The 19319-nt window shown below is 42.9% G+C and carries 22 protein-coding genes; 13 read left to right on the top strand and 9 right to left on the bottom strand.

Annotation, left to right across the window (positions count from 1 at the left end):
* The first annotated feature begins 39 nt into the window (after positions 1-39).
* Positions 40-858: an SDR family oxidoreductase gene (locus ACOOFG_RS08245; RefSeq protein ID WP_420422679.1), complete on the top strand. Its 819-nt coding sequence runs from the start codon at positions 40-42 to the stop codon at positions 856-858.
* 7 nt (positions 859-865) lie between these two features.
* Here the strand turns inward: ACOOFG_RS08245 and ACOOFG_RS08240 are convergent, their stop codons facing one another.
* The 5 genes from ACOOFG_RS08240 to ACOOFG_RS08220 all read right to left on the bottom strand — a co-directional run bounded on the left by ACOOFG_RS08240 (position 866) and on the right by ACOOFG_RS08220 (position 5396).
* On the bottom strand, positions 866-1555 hold the full coding sequence (locus tag ACOOFG_RS08240; RefSeq protein ID WP_420421001.1) for a hypothetical protein: 690 nt from the start codon (positions 1553-1555) through the stop codon (positions 866-868).
* A gap of 96 nt (positions 1556-1651) precedes the next feature.
* A complete protein-coding gene (groL, locus tag ACOOFG_RS08235) occupies positions 1652-3283 on the bottom strand; it encodes a chaperonin GroEL (RefSeq protein ID WP_420421000.1) in 1632 nt (543 codons plus the stop codon).
* A 21-nt stretch (positions 3284-3304) separates the two neighbouring features.
* Positions 3305-3613 carry a co-chaperone GroES gene (locus ACOOFG_RS08230; RefSeq protein WP_420420999.1) on the bottom strand — a complete coding sequence of 103 codons (309 nt, stop codon included), beginning with the start codon at positions 3611-3613 and terminating at the stop codon, positions 3305-3307.
* A gap of 119 nt (positions 3614-3732) precedes the next feature.
* Positions 3733-5193, bottom strand: a complete 1461-nt coding sequence (locus tag ACOOFG_RS08225) for an HD domain-containing protein (protein WP_420420998.1) — start codon at positions 5191-5193, stop codon at positions 3733-3735.
* On the bottom strand, positions 5100-5396 hold the full coding sequence (locus ACOOFG_RS08220) for a hypothetical protein (protein WP_420420997.1): 297 nt from the start codon (positions 5394-5396) through the stop codon (positions 5100-5102). Before ACOOFG_RS08220 ends, ACOOFG_RS08225 begins: the two co-directional genes overlap by 94 nt.
* A 158-nt stretch (positions 5397-5554) precedes the next feature.
* Here ACOOFG_RS08220 and ACOOFG_RS08215 point away from each other — a divergent pair, with 158 nt between their 5' ends.
* The 3 genes from ACOOFG_RS08215 to ACOOFG_RS08205 all read left to right on the top strand — a co-directional run bounded on the left by ACOOFG_RS08215 (position 5555) and on the right by ACOOFG_RS08205 (position 7736).
* Complete coding sequence (locus ACOOFG_RS08215; protein ID WP_420420996.1) at positions 5555-5944, top strand: hypothetical protein; 390 nt, start codon at positions 5555-5557, stop codon at positions 5942-5944.
* Positions 5827-7362, top strand: coding sequence for an oligoendopeptidase F (gene pepF, locus ACOOFG_RS08210; protein WP_420422678.1), 1536 nt, complete (start codon positions 5827-5829; stop codon positions 7360-7362). The genes ACOOFG_RS08215 and pepF overlap by 118 nt, the downstream gene beginning before the upstream one ends.
* 89 nt (positions 7363-7451) lie before the next feature.
* Complete coding sequence (locus ACOOFG_RS08205; RefSeq protein WP_420420995.1) at positions 7452-7736, top strand: HPr family phosphocarrier protein; 285 nt, start codon at positions 7452-7454, stop codon at positions 7734-7736.
* A gap of 303 nt (positions 7737-8039) precedes the next feature.
* On the opposite strand, the gene ACOOFG_RS08200 is transcribed toward ACOOFG_RS08205, so the two are convergent.
* Complete coding sequence (locus ACOOFG_RS08200) at positions 8040-8453, bottom strand: bifunctional nuclease family protein (RefSeq protein ID WP_420420994.1); 414 nt, start codon at positions 8451-8453, stop codon at positions 8040-8042.
* A 192-nt stretch (positions 8454-8645) separates the two neighbouring features.
* Positions 8646-9326, bottom strand: a complete 681-nt coding sequence (gene rpiA / locus ACOOFG_RS08195) for a ribose 5-phosphate isomerase A (RefSeq protein ID WP_420420993.1) — start codon at positions 9324-9326, stop codon at positions 8646-8648.
* Positions 9327-9435: 109 nt separating this feature from the next.
* Between rpiA and ACOOFG_RS08190 the strand changes: the two genes are divergently transcribed.
* The 9 genes from ACOOFG_RS08190 to ACOOFG_RS08150 all read left to right on the top strand — a co-directional run bounded on the left by ACOOFG_RS08190 (position 9436) and on the right by ACOOFG_RS08150 (position 18431).
* Positions 9436-9714, top strand: a complete 279-nt coding sequence (locus tag ACOOFG_RS08190; protein ID WP_420420992.1) for a hypothetical protein — start codon at positions 9436-9438, stop codon at positions 9712-9714.
* 184 nt (positions 9715-9898) lie between these two features.
* Positions 9899-10321, top strand: a complete 423-nt coding sequence (locus ACOOFG_RS08185) for a TM2 domain-containing protein (protein WP_420420991.1) — start codon at positions 9899-9901, stop codon at positions 10319-10321.
* Between the two features lie 118 nt (positions 10322-10439).
* Positions 10440-10895: a hypothetical protein gene (locus ACOOFG_RS08180; protein WP_420420990.1), complete on the top strand. Its 456-nt coding sequence runs from the start codon at positions 10440-10442 to the stop codon at positions 10893-10895.
* Between the two features lie 33 nt (positions 10896-10928).
* Entirely contained in the window at positions 10929-12203 is a 1275-nt protein-coding gene (gene tyrS / locus ACOOFG_RS08175; RefSeq protein ID WP_420420989.1) for a tyrosine--tRNA ligase, read from the top strand.
* A 172-nt stretch (positions 12204-12375) separates the two neighbouring features.
* Positions 12376-12702, top strand: coding sequence for an HU family DNA-binding protein (locus tag ACOOFG_RS08170; RefSeq protein WP_420420988.1), 327 nt, complete (start codon positions 12376-12378; stop codon positions 12700-12702).
* Positions 12703-12720: 18 nt separating this feature from the next.
* On the top strand, positions 12721-14226 hold the full coding sequence (locus tag ACOOFG_RS08165; RefSeq protein WP_420420987.1) for a hypothetical protein: 1506 nt from the start codon (positions 12721-12723) through the stop codon (positions 14224-14226).
* Between the two features lie 236 nt (positions 14227-14462).
* Complete coding sequence (locus ACOOFG_RS08160; protein ID WP_420420986.1) at positions 14463-15470, top strand: L,D-transpeptidase; 1008 nt, start codon at positions 14463-14465, stop codon at positions 15468-15470.
* 8 nt (positions 15471-15478) lie between these two features.
* Positions 15479-16450 carry an acetyl-CoA carboxylase carboxyltransferase subunit alpha gene (locus tag ACOOFG_RS08155; RefSeq protein WP_420420985.1) on the top strand — a complete coding sequence of 324 codons (972 nt, stop codon included), beginning with the start codon at positions 15479-15481 and terminating at the stop codon, positions 16448-16450.
* Positions 16451-16499: 49 nt separating this feature from the next.
* The gene (locus ACOOFG_RS08150) at positions 16500-18431 is read left to right on the top strand and encodes an ABC transporter ATP-binding protein (protein ID WP_420420984.1); all 1932 of its coding nucleotides are present in this window, start codon (positions 16500-16502) and stop codon (positions 18429-18431) included.
* A 10-nt stretch (positions 18432-18441) separates the two neighbouring features.
* Here ACOOFG_RS08150 and ACOOFG_RS08145 read toward each other — a convergent pair whose 3' ends face one another.
* Together ACOOFG_RS08145 and ACOOFG_RS08140 are read right to left on the bottom strand one after the other, a co-directional pair.
* The gene (locus ACOOFG_RS08145) at positions 18442-18753 is read right to left on the bottom strand and encodes a helix-turn-helix domain-containing protein (protein ID WP_420420983.1); all 312 of its coding nucleotides are present in this window, start codon (positions 18751-18753) and stop codon (positions 18442-18444) included.
* Between the two features lie 98 nt (positions 18754-18851).
* Positions 18852-19244 carry a hypothetical protein gene (locus ACOOFG_RS08140; RefSeq protein WP_420420982.1) on the bottom strand — a complete coding sequence of 131 codons (393 nt, stop codon included), beginning with the start codon at positions 19242-19244 and terminating at the stop codon, positions 18852-18854.
* Positions 19245-19319: the final 75 nt, after the last annotated feature.

Here is a 19319-nt window from a genome sequence, read left to right as displayed (position 1 = left end):
ATGGAAAAATATCCGAAACAAAAACCAGCAGATGTTGTGATGCCTGTATGCGATTTGCCCGATTTACTCAAAGGGCAAAAAGCAATCGTGACAGGATCGAGCTCTGGAATTGGAAAAGGTGTGGCAATTGCTTTAGCAAAAGCTGGAGCAGATGTTGTCATTAATTATGCAGGTTCGAAAGAGCGAGCAGAAGAAGTGGCTCAAGAAGTCACTGCTATTGGACGACAGGCTTTGGTCATTAAAGCTGATGTTTCTCAAGAAGATCAAGTCCAAGCGATGTTTAAAGAAGCCATAGAGAAATTTGGCACCGTTGATATTGTCGTTAACAACGCGGGCCTTCAAAAAGACTCTTGCTTTGCTGACATGACAATTGATCAGTGGAATAAGGTAATCGGGATTAACCTTACAGGTCAGTTTTTATGTTCACGTGAAGCCATTCGAGAGTTTTTGCGACGAGGAGTACGTAAAGAGGTCTCTTGCGCTGCGGGAAAAATCATTTGTATGAGCTCTGTTCATGAAATGATTCCTTGGTCAGGTCATGCAAATTATGCTGCTTCCAAAGGCGGTGTGATGCTCATGATGAAAAGTATTGCTCAAGAATATGCTTCTCAAAGAGTGCGGATCAATAGCATCTGCCCTGGAGCGATTCGAACGCCTATCAATAAAGAAGCATGGGATACACCAGAGGCCTATGAGAAGCTCATGAATGTGATTCCCTACAAACGGATTGGCGAGCCACCAGATATTGGGCACACCGCCGTTTGGCTTGCTTCCGACTTAGCTGACTATGTCAACGGAACGAGCATCTTTGTCGATGGAGGAATGACCTTATTCCCAGGGTTTACGACGAATGGGTAAGACTGACCTATTCATCATCTTCTAGAAGATGACCAAAGAAGGGGAAGAACCCTTTGATCACATCAACTGGTGCCTCGATAATGGTCTTCAGTCCTTTTTCGAGGAAGATTTGGTGCATCATCTTTTGAACGATGATTTCAGCGATTTCTTGAGTTGGGATTCCTCTTTCTGATGTGATATCGTTAAACTCAAGTCTTTCAATAGGAGAGAGCTGATGGAGCTTGCCATCTGAAAGAATGAGATCAATACGGATATTTGTTAACAGGAGTCGCCTAATGATAGCTTCCCGTTCCACGGAAAGAGGGCTTTTATTGTCATGGTCAATATTTCCCATGATCGTTTGCCAGTTTCCTCGAGTTTGGTCTTTGTCGTAGATTTGAATGTTGACGTACACATTATCGAGATGAATTTCATTGATCTCGATCGGATTTTCGAAGTAGCGCTTATAGGCGGCCTTGACATCGATCGTTTGAACTCGGAGAGCAGTAGGAAGGCGAGTTCCCTTTGGATTTGCCATTTGAAAATCGTGGATCGTGAATTCTTCCTTCTTAAAGTCAATCGAATCGATCGTGACTGCGACATGCGTTTTGTGAGCAATAATTTTGGCGAGGATCGTCGCAGCGTTGTCATAGGCTAGGTAGCCAACGCCAGCGATGATGACAACGAGAAAAAAGATGATCAAGAGTACTTTGCGCATACTTTATTGACATAGTGCATTCCTCTTGTGAAGTCAAAAAAAAAGGCGCTCTCCCAAGGGAAAAGCGCCTTTTTATAACCTGCTAAAAGGTCTGGATTAATAATCCATACCGCTCATCGCAGGAGCCGCAGGAGCTTTATTCTCTTCTGGCTCATCTGTGATGATTGCTTCAGTTGTGAGAAGCAGTGAAGCGATTGATGCAGCTAGTTCGATGGTGAGGCGAACAACTTTTGTGGGGTCGATGACACCCATTTCAATCATATCACCGTAAACATCTGTTAGTGCATTCCATCCTTCAGATTGCGATTTGGATTGCATCACTTTTTGAACAACAATAGAACCTTCCATACCAGCATTTTCTGCGATCTGACGAAGTGGGTATGTGATGGCTTTGATCACAATTTCCATTCCGACTTTTTCACAGCCTGTCATGGATTCCGCGAGCTTTTTCAAAGTGGGAATACAGTGAATGAAAGCTGTTCCTCCACCAGGAAGAATGCCTTCCTCGACTGCTGCTTTTGTCGCTTGAAGGGCGTCGTCGACGCGATCTTTCTTCTCTTTCATTTCCACTTCTGTTGCAGCACCGACGCGGATGATTCCGACTCCACCAGAAAGCTTAGCAAGTCTTTCTTGGAGTTTTTCTTTATCGTAATCAGATGTGCTCTCGTCGATTTGCTTTTTGATGAGAGCGATCCGTTTTTGAATCTCTTCTTTGTTGCCTGCACCTTCTACGAGTGTTGTGTCTTCTTTCTTAACGACAGCTTTTTTCATGCGGCCGAGCATGTCAAGAGTGACATTCTCAAGCTTCATGCCAAGTTCTTCGCTGATGAATTGGCCACCAGTTAGAATTGCGATATCTTCAAGAATGGCTTTGCGGCGGTCTCCAAAACCAGGAGCTTTGACAGCACAAACTTTGAGACCTGCACGGAGGCGGTTGACAACAAGTGTTGCAAGAGCTTCGCCGTCAACATCTTCTGCAATAATCAGAAGAGGGCGACCGCTTTCTGCAGCTGCTTGCAAGATAGGCAAGAAGTCTTTCATTGTTGAGATCTTCTTGTCGTAGACCAGAACAAAAGCATCTTCTAGAATTGCTTCTTGGTTTTCTGGATCAGTGACAAAGTAGACAGAAAGGTAACCACGGTCGAAGTTCATTCCTTCGACAACATCAAGAGTGGTTTCAAACCCTTTTCCTTCCTCAACAGTCATGGTTCCGTCTTTTCCAACACGCTCCATTCCCTTAGCAATGATCGTTCCAATTTCTTCGTCGTTGTTGGCAGAAATGGTTCCAACTTGAGCGATTTCATTGCTGTTTTGGATCGATTTGCTCATTTTTTTGAGCTCGTCAGTTAGTGTTTTGACGGCCTTTTCAATCCCACGCTTCACTTCCATAGGATTAGCGCCAGCTGTGATATTGCGAAGTCCTTCAGTATAGATGGCTTCTGCTAAAACTGTAGCTGTTGTGGTCCCGTCTCCTGCTTTATCAGCAGTTTTGCTGGCCACTTCGATGACCATTTGGGCACCCATGTTTTCGTGCTTGTCTTCGAGCTCGATCTCTTTTGCGACGGTGACACCATCTTTTGTGACGTGAGGAGCACCATAAGATTTATCGATGGCGACGTTTCGTCCTTTTGGTCCTAGAGTCACTTTGACCGCAGAAGCAAGAGCTTTAACCCCTTTGAGGATCTTTTGTCTCGCATCTTCTCTATATTTAATGTCTTTTGCTGCCATAATCGTTTTTTTTACTCCTTCTTAGTCTTCAATGATTGCGATGATGTCATCAGATCGGAGGACGATGAACTCTTCGTCATCAACCGTCACTTCTTGGCCTGCATATTTATCCATAAGGATGAGGTCTCCCTCTTTCACAGGCATGGGGAGGATTTTACCGTCATCAGTTGTTTTTCCCTTGCCGACGGCAACGACCCGGGCAGATTCTTGCTTTTTCTTTGCTGAATCAGGAAGGATAATGCCACCTTTGAGAGTCTCTTCTTGCTCCAGACGTTGGACCAAAACGCGATTCCCTAGGGGCCTAAGTGTAAGTTTCTTTTTCGTTTCCATAAGATTTAAAAACTCCTCTATATATAATGTTAGTTCATTATACATACCCGATGGTAGTCAGAAAAGGGATTTTTTTCAATAAAAATTAGCACTCTTTTTTCAAAAGTGCTAATTTTTCTTTAGTGCGTGAGAAGATCGACAGTTGGGGTTAACCCTTCAAAGACCTCTTCAGGGTAGCGCATCTGCCATTCAAAAGTTCCCTTTACATAGATATGATCAATAGTTTTCGATCTGAGAGAAAGACTCACATTTGTCGGATAGGGGGAAATGAGAGAAAAAGGCACATTTTCTTGTCCTTGTGAGAGGAAAGCCTTTTGCATCTCTTCGCGGGTAAAGTTCATATCACCCATCGCGACAACAACATCGTCATCCATCAGGTTGATATACGCCGCAAATTCATCTCGTCCGGGAAGAGTTGGATCTCCTGGAAGATGTCCGTTCACAACGCGGTATAGCTTGCCGTTTTTTTCAAATGCCAAATTCATCACGGGCCTTGTCGGATCGCATTCGTACGGAAAATCGATGCTAGATAGGTCCTCTCTATACGTCAAATGACGGGTGTCATAGACAACCACATCTTGATTTTTTGGCAGAGGTTCTTCTTGAGTATAAACAATGGCCATATGCTCTGGAAGCCTGTCTCTTAAAACCTGTAAAAATGCGGCACCACATTCTTGTAAACTGATCAATTGCTTTGGATGCGACGGGTGGTTGATCATGTCGATCACTTGATCCACAACGAGTTTATCTCTGAGTGTCAATCCCGTTTCCTCATCAATCATCTGATTGGTCATAGAGATTTGAGATCCTTTGAGTCCTTGAGTGTTGTGCACTTCAACCCATGAAAGGTAAGCTGTATTGAGAACATTCCATGTTGCCATTTCGATTCCATCAATATTGGCACCTATTGGGAGATGATCGGAAAGAAACTCCCATTTGTCACCAAGTTGTCCTAATTCAACACCTGAAGGAAAGCGGCTTTGAAAGTGCTCTGTCACTTTGTCGTCAATGGCTCGCTCTAGTTTTGGACTTGTGCCTCGCAAGACTTGGTTGAGTTTTGCTCCCCAAAGGATGTAGGCATCGATTGATTTTTGATTCCAAACAACGTTTTCTAAGTCACACACGTTGTAATACCTGTCTGCAAGCTTGATGATTTTTGCTTCTTCAATCATGTCAGGAGCATGAGTAATTTGCGCCATTTTACAGGCGTCACCTTTAAGATCTGCAGGATTTGTCAAATCGAGGACCAAGGCTAAAACGTGTGGGCCGAATAGCTGCTCAACTTCTTCTGGAGTTGTGTCTGTATCTTCAAGTGTGTCGTGAAGCAGCGCAGCGATCAGCGCGTCAGTGTCTTTTAAGCCTCCCAAATCGAGTGTGAACTGGGCGACTCCCAAAGGATGGATGATGTAAGGGGTTTTTTCAGGGTCTTTTCGCGTTTGAAATTGGTGTTTTTCAGCAGCGAACTCAACAGCGGCAAGAAGGCGCTCTAGTTCAATACTACGTCCTTTTTCTTGGCCAAATAGGTTAACCCAAGACTGGCTTTGTCTAGAGCATTCATGACCTGAGGGTGACGGTTGCAATGCTCTGCGACAAATTGGCGGCAATGCGCAATTTGGAGCTCTGTTGCCATCACTTTTTGCTTGATTTGAGGGAGTTTAGTTGGGCGTGTGCAAATCGGCTTTGAATCTAGAATAGACTCAAAGTTCTCCTTTTCTTCAACAGCCTCTGTTGCAAAAATTGTTGAAAGTTCCGCATCTCCACCAACTGAACTAATTTCTGACATAGAAAACCCTTTTAATTAAAAATTTGGAAATCACATTAATATTATATTAACCGCTAAGATTAATATAAATTGTTAAAATAAAGATTTTCTCTTGCTAGAGAATAGAGTTCTGAATTAAATTTAATAGTTTTTCAGCATCAGTAAAAGGACCTCATTTCATGGCAAAAGAACGCACAGAAATCGCAGATGAACACAAATGGAACGTTGCCTCTCTCTATCCGAGTTTAGAGGCTTGGGAAAAAGGGTTTAAATCCTTAGCAAAAGAAAAAATCAAAGGAGTGCGTTTTCCCGAAATTCAAGAGTTTCAAGGAAAAATGCATGAAGGTCCAGCTCTTTTAGCAAAACTTTTGACAGCAGCGTTCGCGAACGCAATATCGTCAAGCTCTATACCTATGCCCACCTGCGCCATGATGAAGATGTTGTGCACGACGTGCACAAAAATGCCTACGATCGGATTAGCCTGCTTTACTATGAATATGATAATGAAACGTCTTGGATTCAACCTGAACTTTTACAGCTTGACGATGTCACCTTTCAAACGTATTTAAAAGCTCCAGAACTGAAAGACTATCAGGTTTATCTGAACAAAGTCTATGCACTCAAGCCTCACACGCTCTCATCTGATAAAGAAGCCTTACTCTCTCTTGCGGGAAAAGCTCTTCAAACTCCACAAAAGGCCTTTAGCCTTTTAAATGATGCCGACCTAAAGTTTCCACAAATCGAAACGGAAACAGGAGAGAAAAAAGATCTCAGTTACGGCTCTTGTCTTCTCTACATGCAGTCAAAAGATCGCACGCTGCGCAAAAATGCATTTGTAGAGCTTCATAAACAGTACGAACAGCTTGAAAACACCATTTGCGAGCTGATCAATGGCCAAGTTCAGAATCACATCTTCATGGCCAAGGCGCGTCATTATCCTTCAGCTTTGCATGCGGCATTGACTCCACATCAAATTGACATCGACGTTTACCACAATTTGATCAATACCGTCCGAGAAAACATTGGATGCCTTCATCGTTACATCAAACTGCGAAAAAAACTGCTTGGCGTGGATCAACTCCACTGTCATGACTTGCATGTGTCGCTCGTTCCTGAGTTTGAAAAAAAATACACCTTTGATGAAGCCAAAACAGCCATTTTAGAATCTGTTTCTGTGATGGGGAGTGATTACCAAGCTGCTTTAGAAAAAGGGCTTGGAGAAGAAAGATGGGTGGACCTCTTCGAAAACAAACGCAAGCGATCGGGTGCCTACTCAAGTGGCTGTTATGACAGCATTCCTTTTATCTTAATGAATTTTCACGGAACGCTACGCGATGTGATGACATTGTCTCACGAAGCAGGGCATAGTATGCACTCGTACTTAAGTAATCATGGCCAACCTTATCAGTACTCACACTACCCGATTTTCTTAGCAGAAATTGCCTCAACATTTCACGAAGACCTTTTATTCCGCTACTTCGTTGAAAAAGCTTCTTCTCATCAAGAGAAGTGTTACTTTTTAAATCAAAAAATCGATGACATTCGATCGACTCTTTTTAGACAAACGCAATTTGCTGAGTTTGAACTTAAATTGCATGTTCTAGCTGAGCAGGGGATTCCTCTTACACCTACAACCTTAAAAGAAGCGTATCGTCAACTGAATATCGACTATTATGGCCCCGATTTAACAGCTGACCCTGAAATTGACGTTGAATTCTTGCGCATTCCCCACTTCTACTACAATTTTTATGTTTACCAATATGCAACCGGAATCAGTGCTGCATCTGCTCTTGTTCAGCGCGTTTTGGCCGAAGGAGAATCTGCTCGCGATGCTTACACCAAGTTCCTTTCATCAGGTTCAAGTAAGTATCCATTAGAGCTCTTGCAAGAAGCTGGTGTTGAGATGCATAGCAAGGAACCTATCGAAAAACTTCTTAACCGTTTTGATGGGTTTGTCACAGATCTAGAAAAAGAAATGCAATGTTAAAATTCTGTAAAAAAAGTTGATCAAAAAACTCAAGCGTTGTATGTCAATACATACACAGGGAAGATAATACATTATTAGATTAGGTGACCATGACGTCAGAGCCTAAAGTGAAAAAGACTTTTGTCATTGTCAATGATAAAGGTCTTCACACTCGCCCAGCAACTGAGCTCGTTAAATGTGCTCAAATTTTTAAGTCTCAAATTTACCTGCGCTATGAAGGGCTGAGTGTCAATGCAAAATCTCTTCTTGGAATTCTTATGCTCGCTGCTGGTCGGGGAGCGAAGATCAATATTGAGGCCGAAGGACAAGATGCCGAAGAGGCCGTGAATGCCATTATGCGTCTTGCAAGCAACAAATTCAACATCAAATTCTAGGACGTTAGGGTCGGGGGATTTTTGGTTGCTTTTTGCCCCATCTTTTCCCGTCTGACTTTGTGCTCGATCTCGACTACCCGTGAAGGGTAGCCATCAATCTCCGCACTTTGTCAGCCAGAAAAATCTTGGACCCAAAAGCAACCAAAAATCCCCCGACCCCAACTACGGACGAGTAAATTCTTAGATGGGGAAAAGAATGACGGAAAACCCCGGATCCCACCTCAGACGTTGGGGCGAGCAAATTCTTAGAGGGGGACAAGAAGGGCGGAAAACTCTGGATTCTACCTCAGCATTCAGGAGTGCTTAGGGGTCGATGGGGAGAACCTTATCGAAAACTTCTTTCGTGCAATAGATCGGCACGTTGTTTTCTAGAGCAAGCGAGAGACAATCACTCGGACGCGCATCAATTTCCATGATCTGTTTGGTTTCTCCAACCACCTGCTCGAGAAAAAGTCGAGCATAGTAAATTGTATCCTGCACGTCGCTGATCACAACATGGAGGAGCTCAATATTTAAGCCGTTGAAAATGGAGTTCATGAGGTCATGGGTGTAGGGGCGCGGTTTCATTTGGTCTGTGAGATGCATTTGGATTTGAACCCCCACATGCGGTGAGGTATAGATCGCAAACTGCTTGGCCTCTGTCCCTAAGATAAATACCGTATAGGAAGGGGACTGCATGATTTTATTAAATTGTATCGGAATGAGCTCGGAATCCATACGACCTCCTTCCTTCCACATACCATATTAAAGGTATTAACCTGAACTCTGAGTTTATTTCACTCATTCTCAGGGATTTTTCTCTTTCTTCCCAGCCTTTTTATCTCGAAAAGGACCATTTAGCCCTTCCCTTTGTCAAAAATACTGAGAATTCTCTTCTGGAAATAAGCCAAATAAACCCTAAGTTCAGGTTTAATCAAGTTGTTTGAGATCACCTGATGACTCACCGATCAGAACACGGCCAGCGAGATTGAAAAAGAAGCCTGTTTCTAAAACGCCAGGGATATGGATGAGACGGTCGTGATCCTCTTCAGGTGACTCACGAAGCTCTTGAAACTGAATATCGTAAATGTAGTTGCCGTTGTCGGTTGTGTAAAATTTATCTCCACCTAAGGTTCGCATTTCACCACGAAATCCGAGGACTCGGATTTTTTCGATCGTCGCGCTATAACCAAAGGGAAGGATTTCAACAGGAAGAACCCTCTTTCCTAGCTGCTCGACGACTTTTGATTCATCGACGATGACCACCAATTCTTTACTAGTATTGGCTAAGATCTTTTCGCGCAGTAGGGCTCCACCACCTCCTTTGATCATCCGTTTTTGACTGTCGATTTCATCAGCTCCGTCGATCGTGATGTCGATCTGGGTCACCGTGTCCATATCGGCTGTTGGAATCCCACCTTTTTGAGCTTGCTCAAATGACCGGATGGAACTCGAAACAACTGTGATGTTTAGGCCTTCTTTGCAGCGCTGAATGAGCTTTTCTATGAAGTAATACACCGTAGAGCCAGTTCCTAACCCAACGAGCATTCCATCTTCAATCCACTCTGCCGCTTTTTCGCCGGCTCGCTTTTTTAAGAGTTCTATGTCCATGAGTCTATGTTTTAAAAAATGTTTTTTGCTGACAAGAGTTTTCTCTTTCTTTTTGAAAGATGTTGTGCCATGGTAAGGAAAAAGAGAACTAACCTCGAAGAGGAATTTCATGTCTGATAAGGATGAAGGTCAACTACTTGCAGAAGAAAGTTCGAAAACAAAAAAGACGCGCGAAAAGTTGCGGAAATACCTTCAGGAAATGGATGAAAATGTGACCCCGCAGGCACTGAAGCGGAAATCTCTAGAAATTCACCGTTGGATTTCCCGTCACGCCCCTCATCGAGTGGTTCTTAAATCAAAATCGATCTCCCTTTTTGATGAAAATCAAAATACTGCGGATCGGAGTCAAAAAATTTCAGAGCTCATGCTCCGCCTTAGAGGGGATTAATACCCATCTAACCCTCCTAAATTGTCGGGGTTATAAACCTAGTTTATTCAATTTTGCGCCCTCCTGATTTCCATGAGATTTTGAGAGTCATTAGTTGCAACCGCAAGGATTGTTCTGGATCTTTATAGATCTTAAATTTAAAATCCTTGCACTGAATATGACTCTTAACCTCAAGGAGGCAAAAATGGTCGATGCAATCAATGAGTCTAGCGGTTCTTCTGAGACAGGATACACAATCTTTGGTGAAGAACCAGAAAAAGGCAGAGAAGCAACCCCTCCGGGATATTCAGGGCAAAGCACGATTCACCCCTCAATTCCTCCCAATACGCAACAAGTCCATATACATTATCATGAGAAAAAAGCTGACGAAGAGAAAAGTCAGAAAAGTTTTTTTGTGACTCTCTTGTTGCAGTTTTTTCTGGGGTACGTGGGATTCCCTCACTTTTATGTCGGGAATATCGGGAAAGGTCTTCTGACTCTTGGAACAACGATCTGTTTAGGCTGGATCACATTTGGAATCGTTCCGGGGATTGTCTGGCTTTACAATATTTTCCAGATCATTTTAGGGAACTTTACGGATAGCGAAGGAAAAAAAGTCAGAAATTAAAGACTTTGTTTTCATCGTATGGCTGATGAAGATAAGTATCACTTCCGCTGGGATAAAAACTTTTTTTTATCCCAGCTTTTGTTATCATGCTTTTCAGAAAATTTGGAAATTTGGAGTAATGATGACGAATGGAATTTGTCCTTTTGCGAGGACATTAGAAGAAACTTACTATCCGAATGGGAATCTTAAGTCCATGTCGGCTGCCCATCCTATTGGGAAGCTTACGACGATTGGGGTTCCAATGGCTTCCGTTGGAGCTGCTGTGAATGGGCTGGTTGCTTTCTTTTCAGGAGTCAATCCTTTAGCTGCATCTTGCTTAGAAGCTCTCGTTGCGTTTGATTTTTGTTTCTTTGACTTTCTTGGACACCAATTGCAAGGTGAGACCTATCATCAGCGCACGTGGATTGTTCTTGCGCGAAACGTGATCAACTTCTCCCTAAATTTCTTTGTCTGCAATGGTTTTGCAACACATCATCAGATTACGATCTCTTCATTTGATAAAGCTTGGATTTTGCTAGTTCCTCTTACAATTTGTCAGTCAGTTGAATCCTTTTATTTTCATCACGAAACTTGAGAGAAATCCTTCGTTCAATGTAAACTCATCGCCATGGAAACCGTTATTGATGCTTTAGAAAAAAGAGGATTTATCGACGCAATTTCGAGTGATGAGCTTCGAGAACGCGCCAAAGAGCCCCTAAAACTCTACATAGGATTTGACCCGACTGCTGACAGCCTTCATTTGGGGCATTTAGTAGGGATTATTGCACTTGCATGGTCTCAAAAATATGGCCATACACCTGTGATTCTTCTAGGAGGAGGGACAGGTAAAATTGGAGATCCTTCTGGAAAAGATACTGAAAGACCCCTCCTCGATGAAAAAGTCCTAAAGGCAAATGTTGAGGGAATCCGAAAACAATTTGAGCGTTGCCTTGATTTTTCTCACCCTACAGCTCCACCAATGATGGTTAACAATGACGATTGGCTTTCTTCTTATTCACTCATTGAGTTTTTACGCGATGTTGGCAAGCATTTCCGTTTAGGTCCAATGCTAGGAAAGGACAGCGTCCGATCTCGCATAAATTCAGAAGAAGGGATGAGCTTTACCGAATTTTCTTATCAAGTGCTTCAGGGATATGACTTTTATCATTTATATAAGGACAATAATGTCTGTTTGCAGATGGGTGGAAGCGATCAATGGGGCAACATCACTGCAGGAATTGAACTGACGCGTAAGCTAGTCGGTGAATCAGTTTTTGGAATGACTTATCCTTTACTGACTCGAAGTGATGGGAGAAAGTTTGGAAAAAGTGAAGAAGGCGCCATTTGGCTCGACCCAGAAAGAACCTCACCTTATCAATTTTACCAGTATCTTGTTCGCGTTGCAGATGCCGATGTCACAAAGCTAATGAGAATGCTCACATTTATGGATATCGGAGAGATCGAATCTTATGAAGCAGAAATTGCATCAGGAGAATTCACCCCCTTTGCTGCACAAAAAAGGCTTGCAGAAGAAGTGACTCGCTTTGTCCATGGAGACGAAGGAGTTCAAATAGCTCTTCGCGTCACGGCAGCAATTGCTCCCGGTTCCAAAGCATCGCTTGATCCAGAAATTTTAGAAGAAATTGCGCGCGATATGCCTCATGTTGCTTTAAAGGTTGGAGAGATTCTGGACCAAAAATACACTGATGTCATTACGAAAGCTGGTTTTGTGACAAGTAAAGGTGAGGCTGGAAGATTGATCAAAAACGGCGGAGCATACCTCAATAACGAAAAAGTCGAAGATCCAGCTTTTACGATTGCAGAGGAGCATTTGATCGGTAATAAATATATGATGATTGGCTCTGGTAAAAAGAAGAAAATGCTCATTAAAATCACCCATTAAAAAATATTTGATTCCTATTTATGAAAAATAACTTGCCTGAAAATCAACATGATACAAAAATGAGGCTAGGTAAAAAAAAATCGACAAGGGTTGAGTTTTTCTGTTGAAAGAAAAGCTAAATCATGAGAAGAGTGGGTTTATCTCTTGTCTAAAATTATAGGAGTCGGGTGATATGGCAACAATTACAAAGAAGAAGCTCATCAATGAGATTTCGCGTCAAAAAGGGCTTCATCCGAATGATGTCAGGATGGTTGTCCAATCTTTTCTAGATTGTATGACTGAATATCTTTCAGATGGAGATCGACTCGAGTTTCGTGATTTTGGTGTATTTGAAGTCGTAAAACGCAAACAGAAAATTGGAAGAAACCCTAAAAACGCTGCAGTTCCGATTGTGATTCCGGAAAGACGCGCTGTGAAGTTCACACCAGGTAAGAAAATGAAAAACCTGATTGAACAAGGTGAGTCGGGAGCACAGTCTAGCCAGCAAGTTTTTGGGTGATAGCCCAAAGGCAAATTTATGAGAGATCTCGTCACTTTTTATCGCGATCGCTTACATCTACTTAGCGAAGAAGATAACTGGTGTCGAGCGTTAAAAAATTGTTATTTAGAAAAGCCCGTTGACGAGTCCCTCATTATCGCACTACTCGACGAATGTCGAGATCCAATAGTAGATAGTCCCCAGGACTATCTTCTTTATTTGAGAAAACTTGTTTCTCTTTCGTTTCTTCATCGGTTTCAACCGATGCCGCTGACGCTTTCTTCCCTTCAAAAAATCTATCAAAAGATTTACACGCAGGGCTTTTGGAAAGAATTTCAGCTAGGTGAAGCTCTTTATGCTCTCGGATGCTATTTAGTTGGATTGCCGACGCCAGCTTTGGAGCCTAAACAGCTATCGAAAGGGGGCATTTTAGTCGAAGCGGGAAACCATTTACAGGATGGAGGCATTCCTCATCCTCTTTTGAATGCAGAACTTGCCTTGATTTGGCTTTTTTTGGGCTGGGAAGAAGATAATGAGAGTTTAATCCATGCGGCCCTCAAGTGGGCTTTTGTAAGTCTTGGACTTTTCGATCACGACAACCGTCCCTTTCATGGGGTTTGGCTCAGAGAAGCCGAATACCATCCTCTTCCATTTAATACTCTTTATTTCCTTCTTTTTTCAGTGGCTTCAGAAATGCTTATGAGCTCTAAAACGCGTCATTTATCAGATGCGCTCTTTGATGCGCTCAAAGAAGTTGATGATACATCATTTCAAATGCCGCCAGTTTTTCTCGTGTTTTTTGCACTCGGGTTTGAAAGCCTTCATCGAGACAAGCCCTGTCCTGAAATCACTCACTCCTACACGATGAGTGAACTCGATGAAAGCTTAGGGTATTTAGCCACGCAGCAAAATGATTTAAGTTTGGCCTGTTCATTTAGTGGAGTCAATACCGGACTCGGGGCTTTGCATAAAACCCATGTCAGAATTGTGTCGTTTGGTCCACATTTCACACCACTCGCTGATTCTGATCGCTTTGGGGTGCATCGCACCTCCTCAGGAGTGCCAAATCCCTTCCGTGATCTGGAATTTGATAAAAAAGGTGACTCTTTTCAAGTTAAAGGGTGGTCGCGTGTGATCTCTCCCTCTATCTCGCATGTCTGCCATCATAATCTGACGCTCACTCAACCTGGCAAGCAGTGGTTGTATTTTTCTGCAACGGGCGATGGAGATAAAGTATTTTTTGAAAGTCGCCTTTCAGAATATGATGAAAAGCATCCCCTATATTTTGCCTATTTCATTACAGCAGATAAGGCCCTTGTCGAAGGAAAAGAAACTTTGACTCCCGCCACACTGCACCGCTATCAGGGCCCGAGCCAAGTCGTTTCATTTGAAAAAGGAGAGGAGAAGCTGTCGCTTGATCCTAAGATGGATACGGAAATGCACGTTATTCCTCTTGCGGGCAGCCATCATTTTTGGGGTGCTGACTTTCTTGTCGCCTTTCCTTTAGAGGAAGAGCGCCGTCTCTACCAATGGGAAATCAAATAATTTCTTCATAGAAAAGTGACCCTAAAAATTGAACGTCTCGATTGGGGTTCTACCACAGAGAACACAGAGAAAATTTTTTTAGCCTCCCTCTGTGCTCTCTGTGGTAAAAAATTAAAATTAAGATATTAAAGTAAATGGTCTCACGGAGCCTCGCGACTTGCAAAAGAATTCAAATTTAACGATAATCCTAAGCTAATTGCTAATGACAAAAATTGAATTGACTGAAGGAGGCACCTTTGTCTGCTCCTAAAAAAATTTTGATGGGCTCATTTGCCCTATTTGCCCTAATTGGAGCAGTTGCTCTAGTGAAAAAAGGGGCTTTGGCAAATAAAGAGAAGGCTTCGGAAGAGACTGCTTATGAAGAAGAAGTGGTTTACGAAAGTGAAGAAGATGAAGCATTCCTCTTAGAGCAGGAGCAGAGAAATGAACGGGTGTCTGAGCTCCTGACCCCTGTGAAGGATCAAGTTGCTGATGAAGAAGTGGACCAGGTTTGGCGTTTCTTTACCACAGGAAGGAAAAAGTTACCGATTGTGGAGACGATCCGATACAAAAGCCGAGTACCATGGCTCAAAGGCAGACCAGCTTGGGTTGCCGATTATGCGTCTCACTATGCGACATCGCGCCACTTCATTGCACGTAGCTTGAACGGAAAGCGAGACTACTACAGTCAAAGGGTATCGCCTGGTGATCAATTCAATATTTTGAGCCCTGAAAAAAATATTAACTTTTATCTCGTGATCGACTTGTCACGATGTAAGATGTGGTTTTATTATCATGATTTAGACGCGAATGAGCGGGTTTTACTCAAGACTTATAAAGTGGGCTTGGGACGGTTTGATTCTGAAACTTACTCAGGCTTGCTCACTCCAAAAGGGCGTTTTTTGCTCGGAGATAAAGTCGCGACATATAAGCCCGGTGCGAAAGATTTTTTCCGCGATGAAGAAGTGGAAATGATCCAGGTTGTTGGAACAAGATGGATCCCCTTTGCTGACGAAATCAGCGGCGAAGGAGATAACTACCGCGGCTACGGAATGCATGGTGCTCCTTGGATTTATAATGAGGAGTCCGAGACCTATGCCGAGGCTATCGAAACCATCGGCCAATATGATAGTGATGGCTGTATTCGCCTCAGCCAGCAAGATATCGAAGAGCTTTATTCGATTGTGATCACTAAGCCAACGATTGTGGAGATCGTGGCCGATTATAAAGAGGCGGAATTACCAGGAACTGAAGTCGAGAGGTAAGAGAAGGGATGAAAAATACAATGTTAGATCATGAAAAACAAATCCGCGACTATGAGCGGACCATTGCCCAACTCAAAGAGCAAAACAAAGTCAACGGTATTTGGACCGATGAAGAGATTGTCAAGCTCGAGAAAAAGCTCGAAAAGCTTAAAGACCAAGTTTACTCTCAACTCTCTCCTTGGGAGCGGGTGATGATCTGCCGCCATGCTCAGCGGCCCCGTTCTGTTGACTACATCAAAAATCTCTGTGAAAGCTTTACTGAAATCTTTGGCGACCGCTTATTTCGCGATGACCACTCAATTGTTACAGGACTTGCTGTGATTGGGGGCAAAAAATTTGTGATTATTGCCCAAGAAAAAGGGTGTGACACTGATAGTCGTCTCTTTCGCAACTTTGGAATGCCTCATCCTGAAGGGTACCGCAAGGCGTTGCGCGCAATGAAGCTTGCTGAAAAATTTCACCTTCCCGTTCTATCATTCCTCGACACGCCGGGAGCTTATCCTGGATTAACAGCTGAAGAGCGTGGGCAAGGAGTAGCCATTGCTACGAACCTCCTTGAAATGGCTCGATTGCAAACTCCTGTCATCATCGTTCTCATCGGAGAAGGGTGCTCAGGTGGAGCTCTTGGAATGGGAGTGGGGGATGTCATTGGGATGCTAGAGCATGCTTACTATTCAGTCATTTCTCCAGAAGGTTGTGCCTCAATTCTTTGGCATGATGCCGCCAAAAACGAAACAGCCGCCGAAGCTCTGAAAATGCATGCCGAAGACTTGCTTGAATTTGGAGTGATCGACAAAATCATCGAAGAGCCACAGGGCGGAGCGCATCATGATCCAAAAGTTGTCTACGAAAACGTGAAAAAATTCGTCTTAAAAGAGCGTGAAAAGCTCTCTAAAGTTCCTTTAGATGAACTCCTTGAATCACGCTACCAAAAGTTCCGTAAAATGGGAGCGGTTTCTGTCGCTGAGACTTCCCAATAAAAAGGTCATCCGTTAAAATGGCCCTTTTATTGATATGACTTAGAGCTCTATGAAGCTTCTCTTTAAAGCCGCACTGCTTGTTCACCGACACCTCCTCATGCTGATCTTAACCTTTGGAACATTGATTGGCCTGACTCTCTCGAACCAAATGGAAATGTTTACTCTTGGTGTTTTATCCGATACCGGAGCAGATTTTTTTGCTCTCTTTGCTTCAAAAGATGAAAAAGGAGCCCAACATGACCATGTGAAATGGCAGGAAGTCGAGCACAAGTGGCAGGAAATGGACCCTGATCAAAAAGGCGTGGTTACGAAAGAGGATGCCGAGAGCTATTTATCTAAGCAAAGAGGTCATAATCCTCTAAAGCAAGTCATTTTTAAGATCAAAAAGGCCTTTCGGGTAGAGAAAAATCTAAAAGCTTTTGTGCTCCTTCTTTGTTTTGTGGCAGGGTTTAAGGCATTTTTCCTCTTTTTTAGTCGGTATACGACGAAAATTCTGTCAATTCGGATCAGTCGAGATCTCAGGCAACGGTATTTTGAGCACATTCAGCACATGCCGATGAGTTTTTATCAAAAGTACAATATCGGGACCTTATCTTCTAGGGTGGCAGGAGACGCAAGTCAGATTGCCAACTCACTCAACTCGTTTTTGATCAACTACATTCAAGCGCCCTTTACCATTTTGACCACTTTGGGGGTTTGTTTTTATCTTTCATGGCAGCTTTCGCTAGTGATCTTTTTTGGACTTCCGATGATCGTGATCCCCGTGATCTTTGTCACCCGTAAAGTCAAACGGATCACACGCCAGCTGCAGCGCAATCAAGAGCGGTTCACCTCGGTCCTTATCGACTTTTTAGCGGGAATTCAAACGGTTAAAGTATTCGCCATGGAGCTCTTTTCGTTTAAGAAGTACAAAGAGCAAAATGACCAAATGGCTAAGCTTGAAACTAAAACGGCAAAGTACGACTTACTCACGAGGCCTGTCTTGCATACGATCACGACGATTTGCTTAGCAACGGTGATCATTGTAGGACTGCATCTTCTTCATATGAAGGTGTCAGAGCTAGTTGTTTTTGTCGGCCTACTGCACCTTTTTTACGAGCCAGTGAAAAAGTTTGCTGATGAAAATGCAAACATCCAAAAAGGAGTTGTTGCTGCTGAGCGGATGTTTGAAGTACTCGACATCCACCCTCAAATCCAAGATCTTCCCGATGCAAAAGAACTGAAGACCTTTGAAAAAGCGATCGAATTTAAGAATGTCTGGTTCCGCTATGATGAAAAATGGGTGCTCAAGGATCTTAGCTTCACAGTGAAAAAGGGAGAGACAGTCGCGTTAGTAGGGGGGACAGGTGTCGGGAAATCGACAATTGTACAGCTGATTCCAAGGCTTTATGACATCCAAAAGGGAGAGATACAAGTCGATGGGAAACCTGTCACGAGTTACACCCAAAAATCTCTAAGAGAGCAGATTTCATTTGTTCCTCAAAAACCCTTTCTTTTCTTCGACACAATTGCAGCCAACATCTCTTATGGGCGTCCGTTTTCTAAAGAAGAGGTCATGCAGGCAGCCAAAAAAGCGCATGCACATGAGTTTATTAAGAATTTGCCTGAAACCTATGACACCATGCTTGCTGAAACGGGTAAGAACTTTTCGGGAGGTCAGCAACAACGGCTCGCCATCGCACGTGCACTTGTCAAGAACGCACCAATTCTCATTTTAGACGAAGCAACCTCGTCACTTGATGCTGTCAGTGAAAACAATATCAAGATGGCCATTCGAGAGTTGCACGGAGAGATCACTCAAATACTCATTGCTCACCGACTGTCAACTATCGAGTATGCGGATCGCATCATCTATTTGCACGAAGGAGAAAAACTCGCTGAAGGGACGAAAGAAGAGCTACTTGAGAGTTGTCCTGAGTTTCGTCTCATGTGGGAGACAAATTTTCGTTCTAAGAAAAAGTTAGAGCCGGCCTTAAGTTAGGGGGCCTTTGCTAAGGTTCGAGTTCTGAAATCCGCCATTCCATTTGCTCTAATGTGTCTTGGATTTTTCCGATGGTCTCTTCAAGATTACTAAGACGCTTTTCATATCTTTCAGCAAGCGTTTGACCTTCGAGTTCTTGCACAATGCCTAGCAGTTGTAAAGCTGTCACTTCTCCTTCTGTATAGGCTTCAATTTTTTGGGCGAGTTCAAGAGAAGGTTTTCTTTCGCCACGGAGAAGTTGGTATAGGTAGGAGACAGAAATCCTTAAATCACTAGCGAACTTCTTGGGTGGGATGTTGCGTTTGAAAAGGTATTCTTTCATTTCCAGATTTTAATTTTTTATCAGTACTTAAAAAGATAAAAAAAATATTATTTTCTGGAATGCATTAAGATTATGCTCGTTGCATAGGGAATTGATCATCAGAACAAGTAGGGGATAATGCCTGCTGTCTCGTTTTCCATGTGCTGGGTAAATTCATGGTGACAGACAATATTGCTGCTGTCGTATGTGATGGTAAGTGTTGAGGTTTTATTCCGATTACCGTGGTAAAAAAGGTTGAGCAGCGGAATGAAGTTCAGCGATTTTGCTTGAATTTCAGATAGTCTATAAACCCATGTTTCTTGTTTTTCATACATGAGTTCATAGCCAACTCCGAACTGATTGAGAATGTCCTGCTTTGTAGTGACTCCATCTTGAATCATCTTGTCAACAGATGTCTCTGAAAGGGAGCTCAGTTGATTTGTTCCCGATTTCTGGACACAACCTGTAATGATGAAAGTTGTGAAAAGAATAAAAGTCATTAATTTTTTCATGTGAAACCTCAATCTATGAGAACAAATTAGATAAATGGAGAAAATAAAGCAAGAAAGTTGATTCGTTTTTATGGA

Source organism: Simkania sp., from assembly GCF_965215465.1.
In the GTDB taxonomy this organism is placed as follows: Bacteria; Chlamydiota; Chlamydiia; order Chlamydiales; family Simkaniaceae; genus Simkania.
This window is presented reverse-complemented; position numbering and strand designations above follow the sequence as displayed.

Bases quoted from the DNA above. Each gene is read 5' to 3' on its own strand.
- ACOOFG_RS08245 (WP_420422679.1), top strand. From the start codon at position 40: ATGCCTGTATGCGATTTGCCCGATTTACTCAAAGGGCAAAAAGCAATC.
- rpiA (WP_420420993.1), bottom strand. From the start codon at position 9,326: ATGGACATAGAACTCTTAAAAAAGCGAGCCGGCGAAAAAGCGGCAGAG.
- ACOOFG_RS08140 (WP_420420982.1), bottom strand. From the start codon at position 19,244: ATGAAAAAATTAATGACTTTTATTCTTTTCACAACTTTCATCATTACA.
- ACOOFG_RS08205 (WP_420420995.1), top strand. From the start codon at position 7,452: ATGACGTCAGAGCCTAAAGTGAAAAAGACTTTTGTCATTGTCAATGAT.
- ACOOFG_RS08230 (WP_420420999.1), bottom strand. From the start codon at position 3,613: ATGGAAACGAAAAAGAAACTTACACTTAGGCCCCTAGGGAATCGCGTT.
- ACOOFG_RS08185 (WP_420420991.1), top strand. From the start codon at position 9,899: ATGGTCGATGCAATCAATGAGTCTAGCGGTTCTTCTGAGACAGGATAC.
- ACOOFG_RS08155 (WP_420420985.1), top strand. From the start codon at position 15,479: ATGAAAAATACAATGTTAGATCATGAAAAACAAATCCGCGACTATGAG.
- ACOOFG_RS08145 (WP_420420983.1), bottom strand. From the start codon at position 18,753: ATGAAAGAATACCTTTTCAAACGCAACATCCCACCCAAGAAGTTCGCT.
- ACOOFG_RS08200 (WP_420420994.1), bottom strand. From the start codon at position 8,453: ATGGATTCCGAGCTCATTCCGATACAATTTAATAAAATCATGCAGTCC.
- ACOOFG_RS08170 (WP_420420988.1), top strand. From the start codon at position 12,376: ATGGCAACAATTACAAAGAAGAAGCTCATCAATGAGATTTCGCGTCAA.
- ACOOFG_RS08215 (WP_420420996.1), top strand. From the start codon at position 5,555: ATGGCAAAAGAACGCACAGAAATCGCAGATGAACACAAATGGAACGTT.
- tyrS (WP_420420989.1), top strand. From the start codon at position 10,929: ATGGAAACCGTTATTGATGCTTTAGAAAAAAGAGGATTTATCGACGCA.
- ACOOFG_RS08165 (WP_420420987.1), top strand. From the start codon at position 12,721: ATGAGAGATCTCGTCACTTTTTATCGCGATCGCTTACATCTACTTAGC.
- ACOOFG_RS08220 (WP_420420997.1), bottom strand. From the start codon at position 5,396: ATGTCAGAAATTAGTTCAGTTGGTGGAGATGCGGAACTTTCAACAATT.
- groL (WP_420421000.1), bottom strand. From the start codon at position 3,283: ATGGCAGCAAAAGACATTAAATATAGAGAAGATGCGAGACAAAAGATC.
- ACOOFG_RS08150 (WP_420420984.1), top strand. From the start codon at position 16,500: ATGAAGCTTCTCTTTAAAGCCGCACTGCTTGTTCACCGACACCTCCTC.
- ACOOFG_RS08190 (WP_420420992.1), top strand. From the start codon at position 9,436: ATGTCTGATAAGGATGAAGGTCAACTACTTGCAGAAGAAAGTTCGAAA.
- ACOOFG_RS08240 (WP_420421001.1), bottom strand. From the start codon at position 1,555: ATGCGCAAAGTACTCTTGATCATCTTTTTTCTCGTTGTCATCATCGCT.
- ACOOFG_RS08180 (WP_420420990.1), top strand. From the start codon at position 10,440: ATGATGACGAATGGAATTTGTCCTTTTGCGAGGACATTAGAAGAAACT.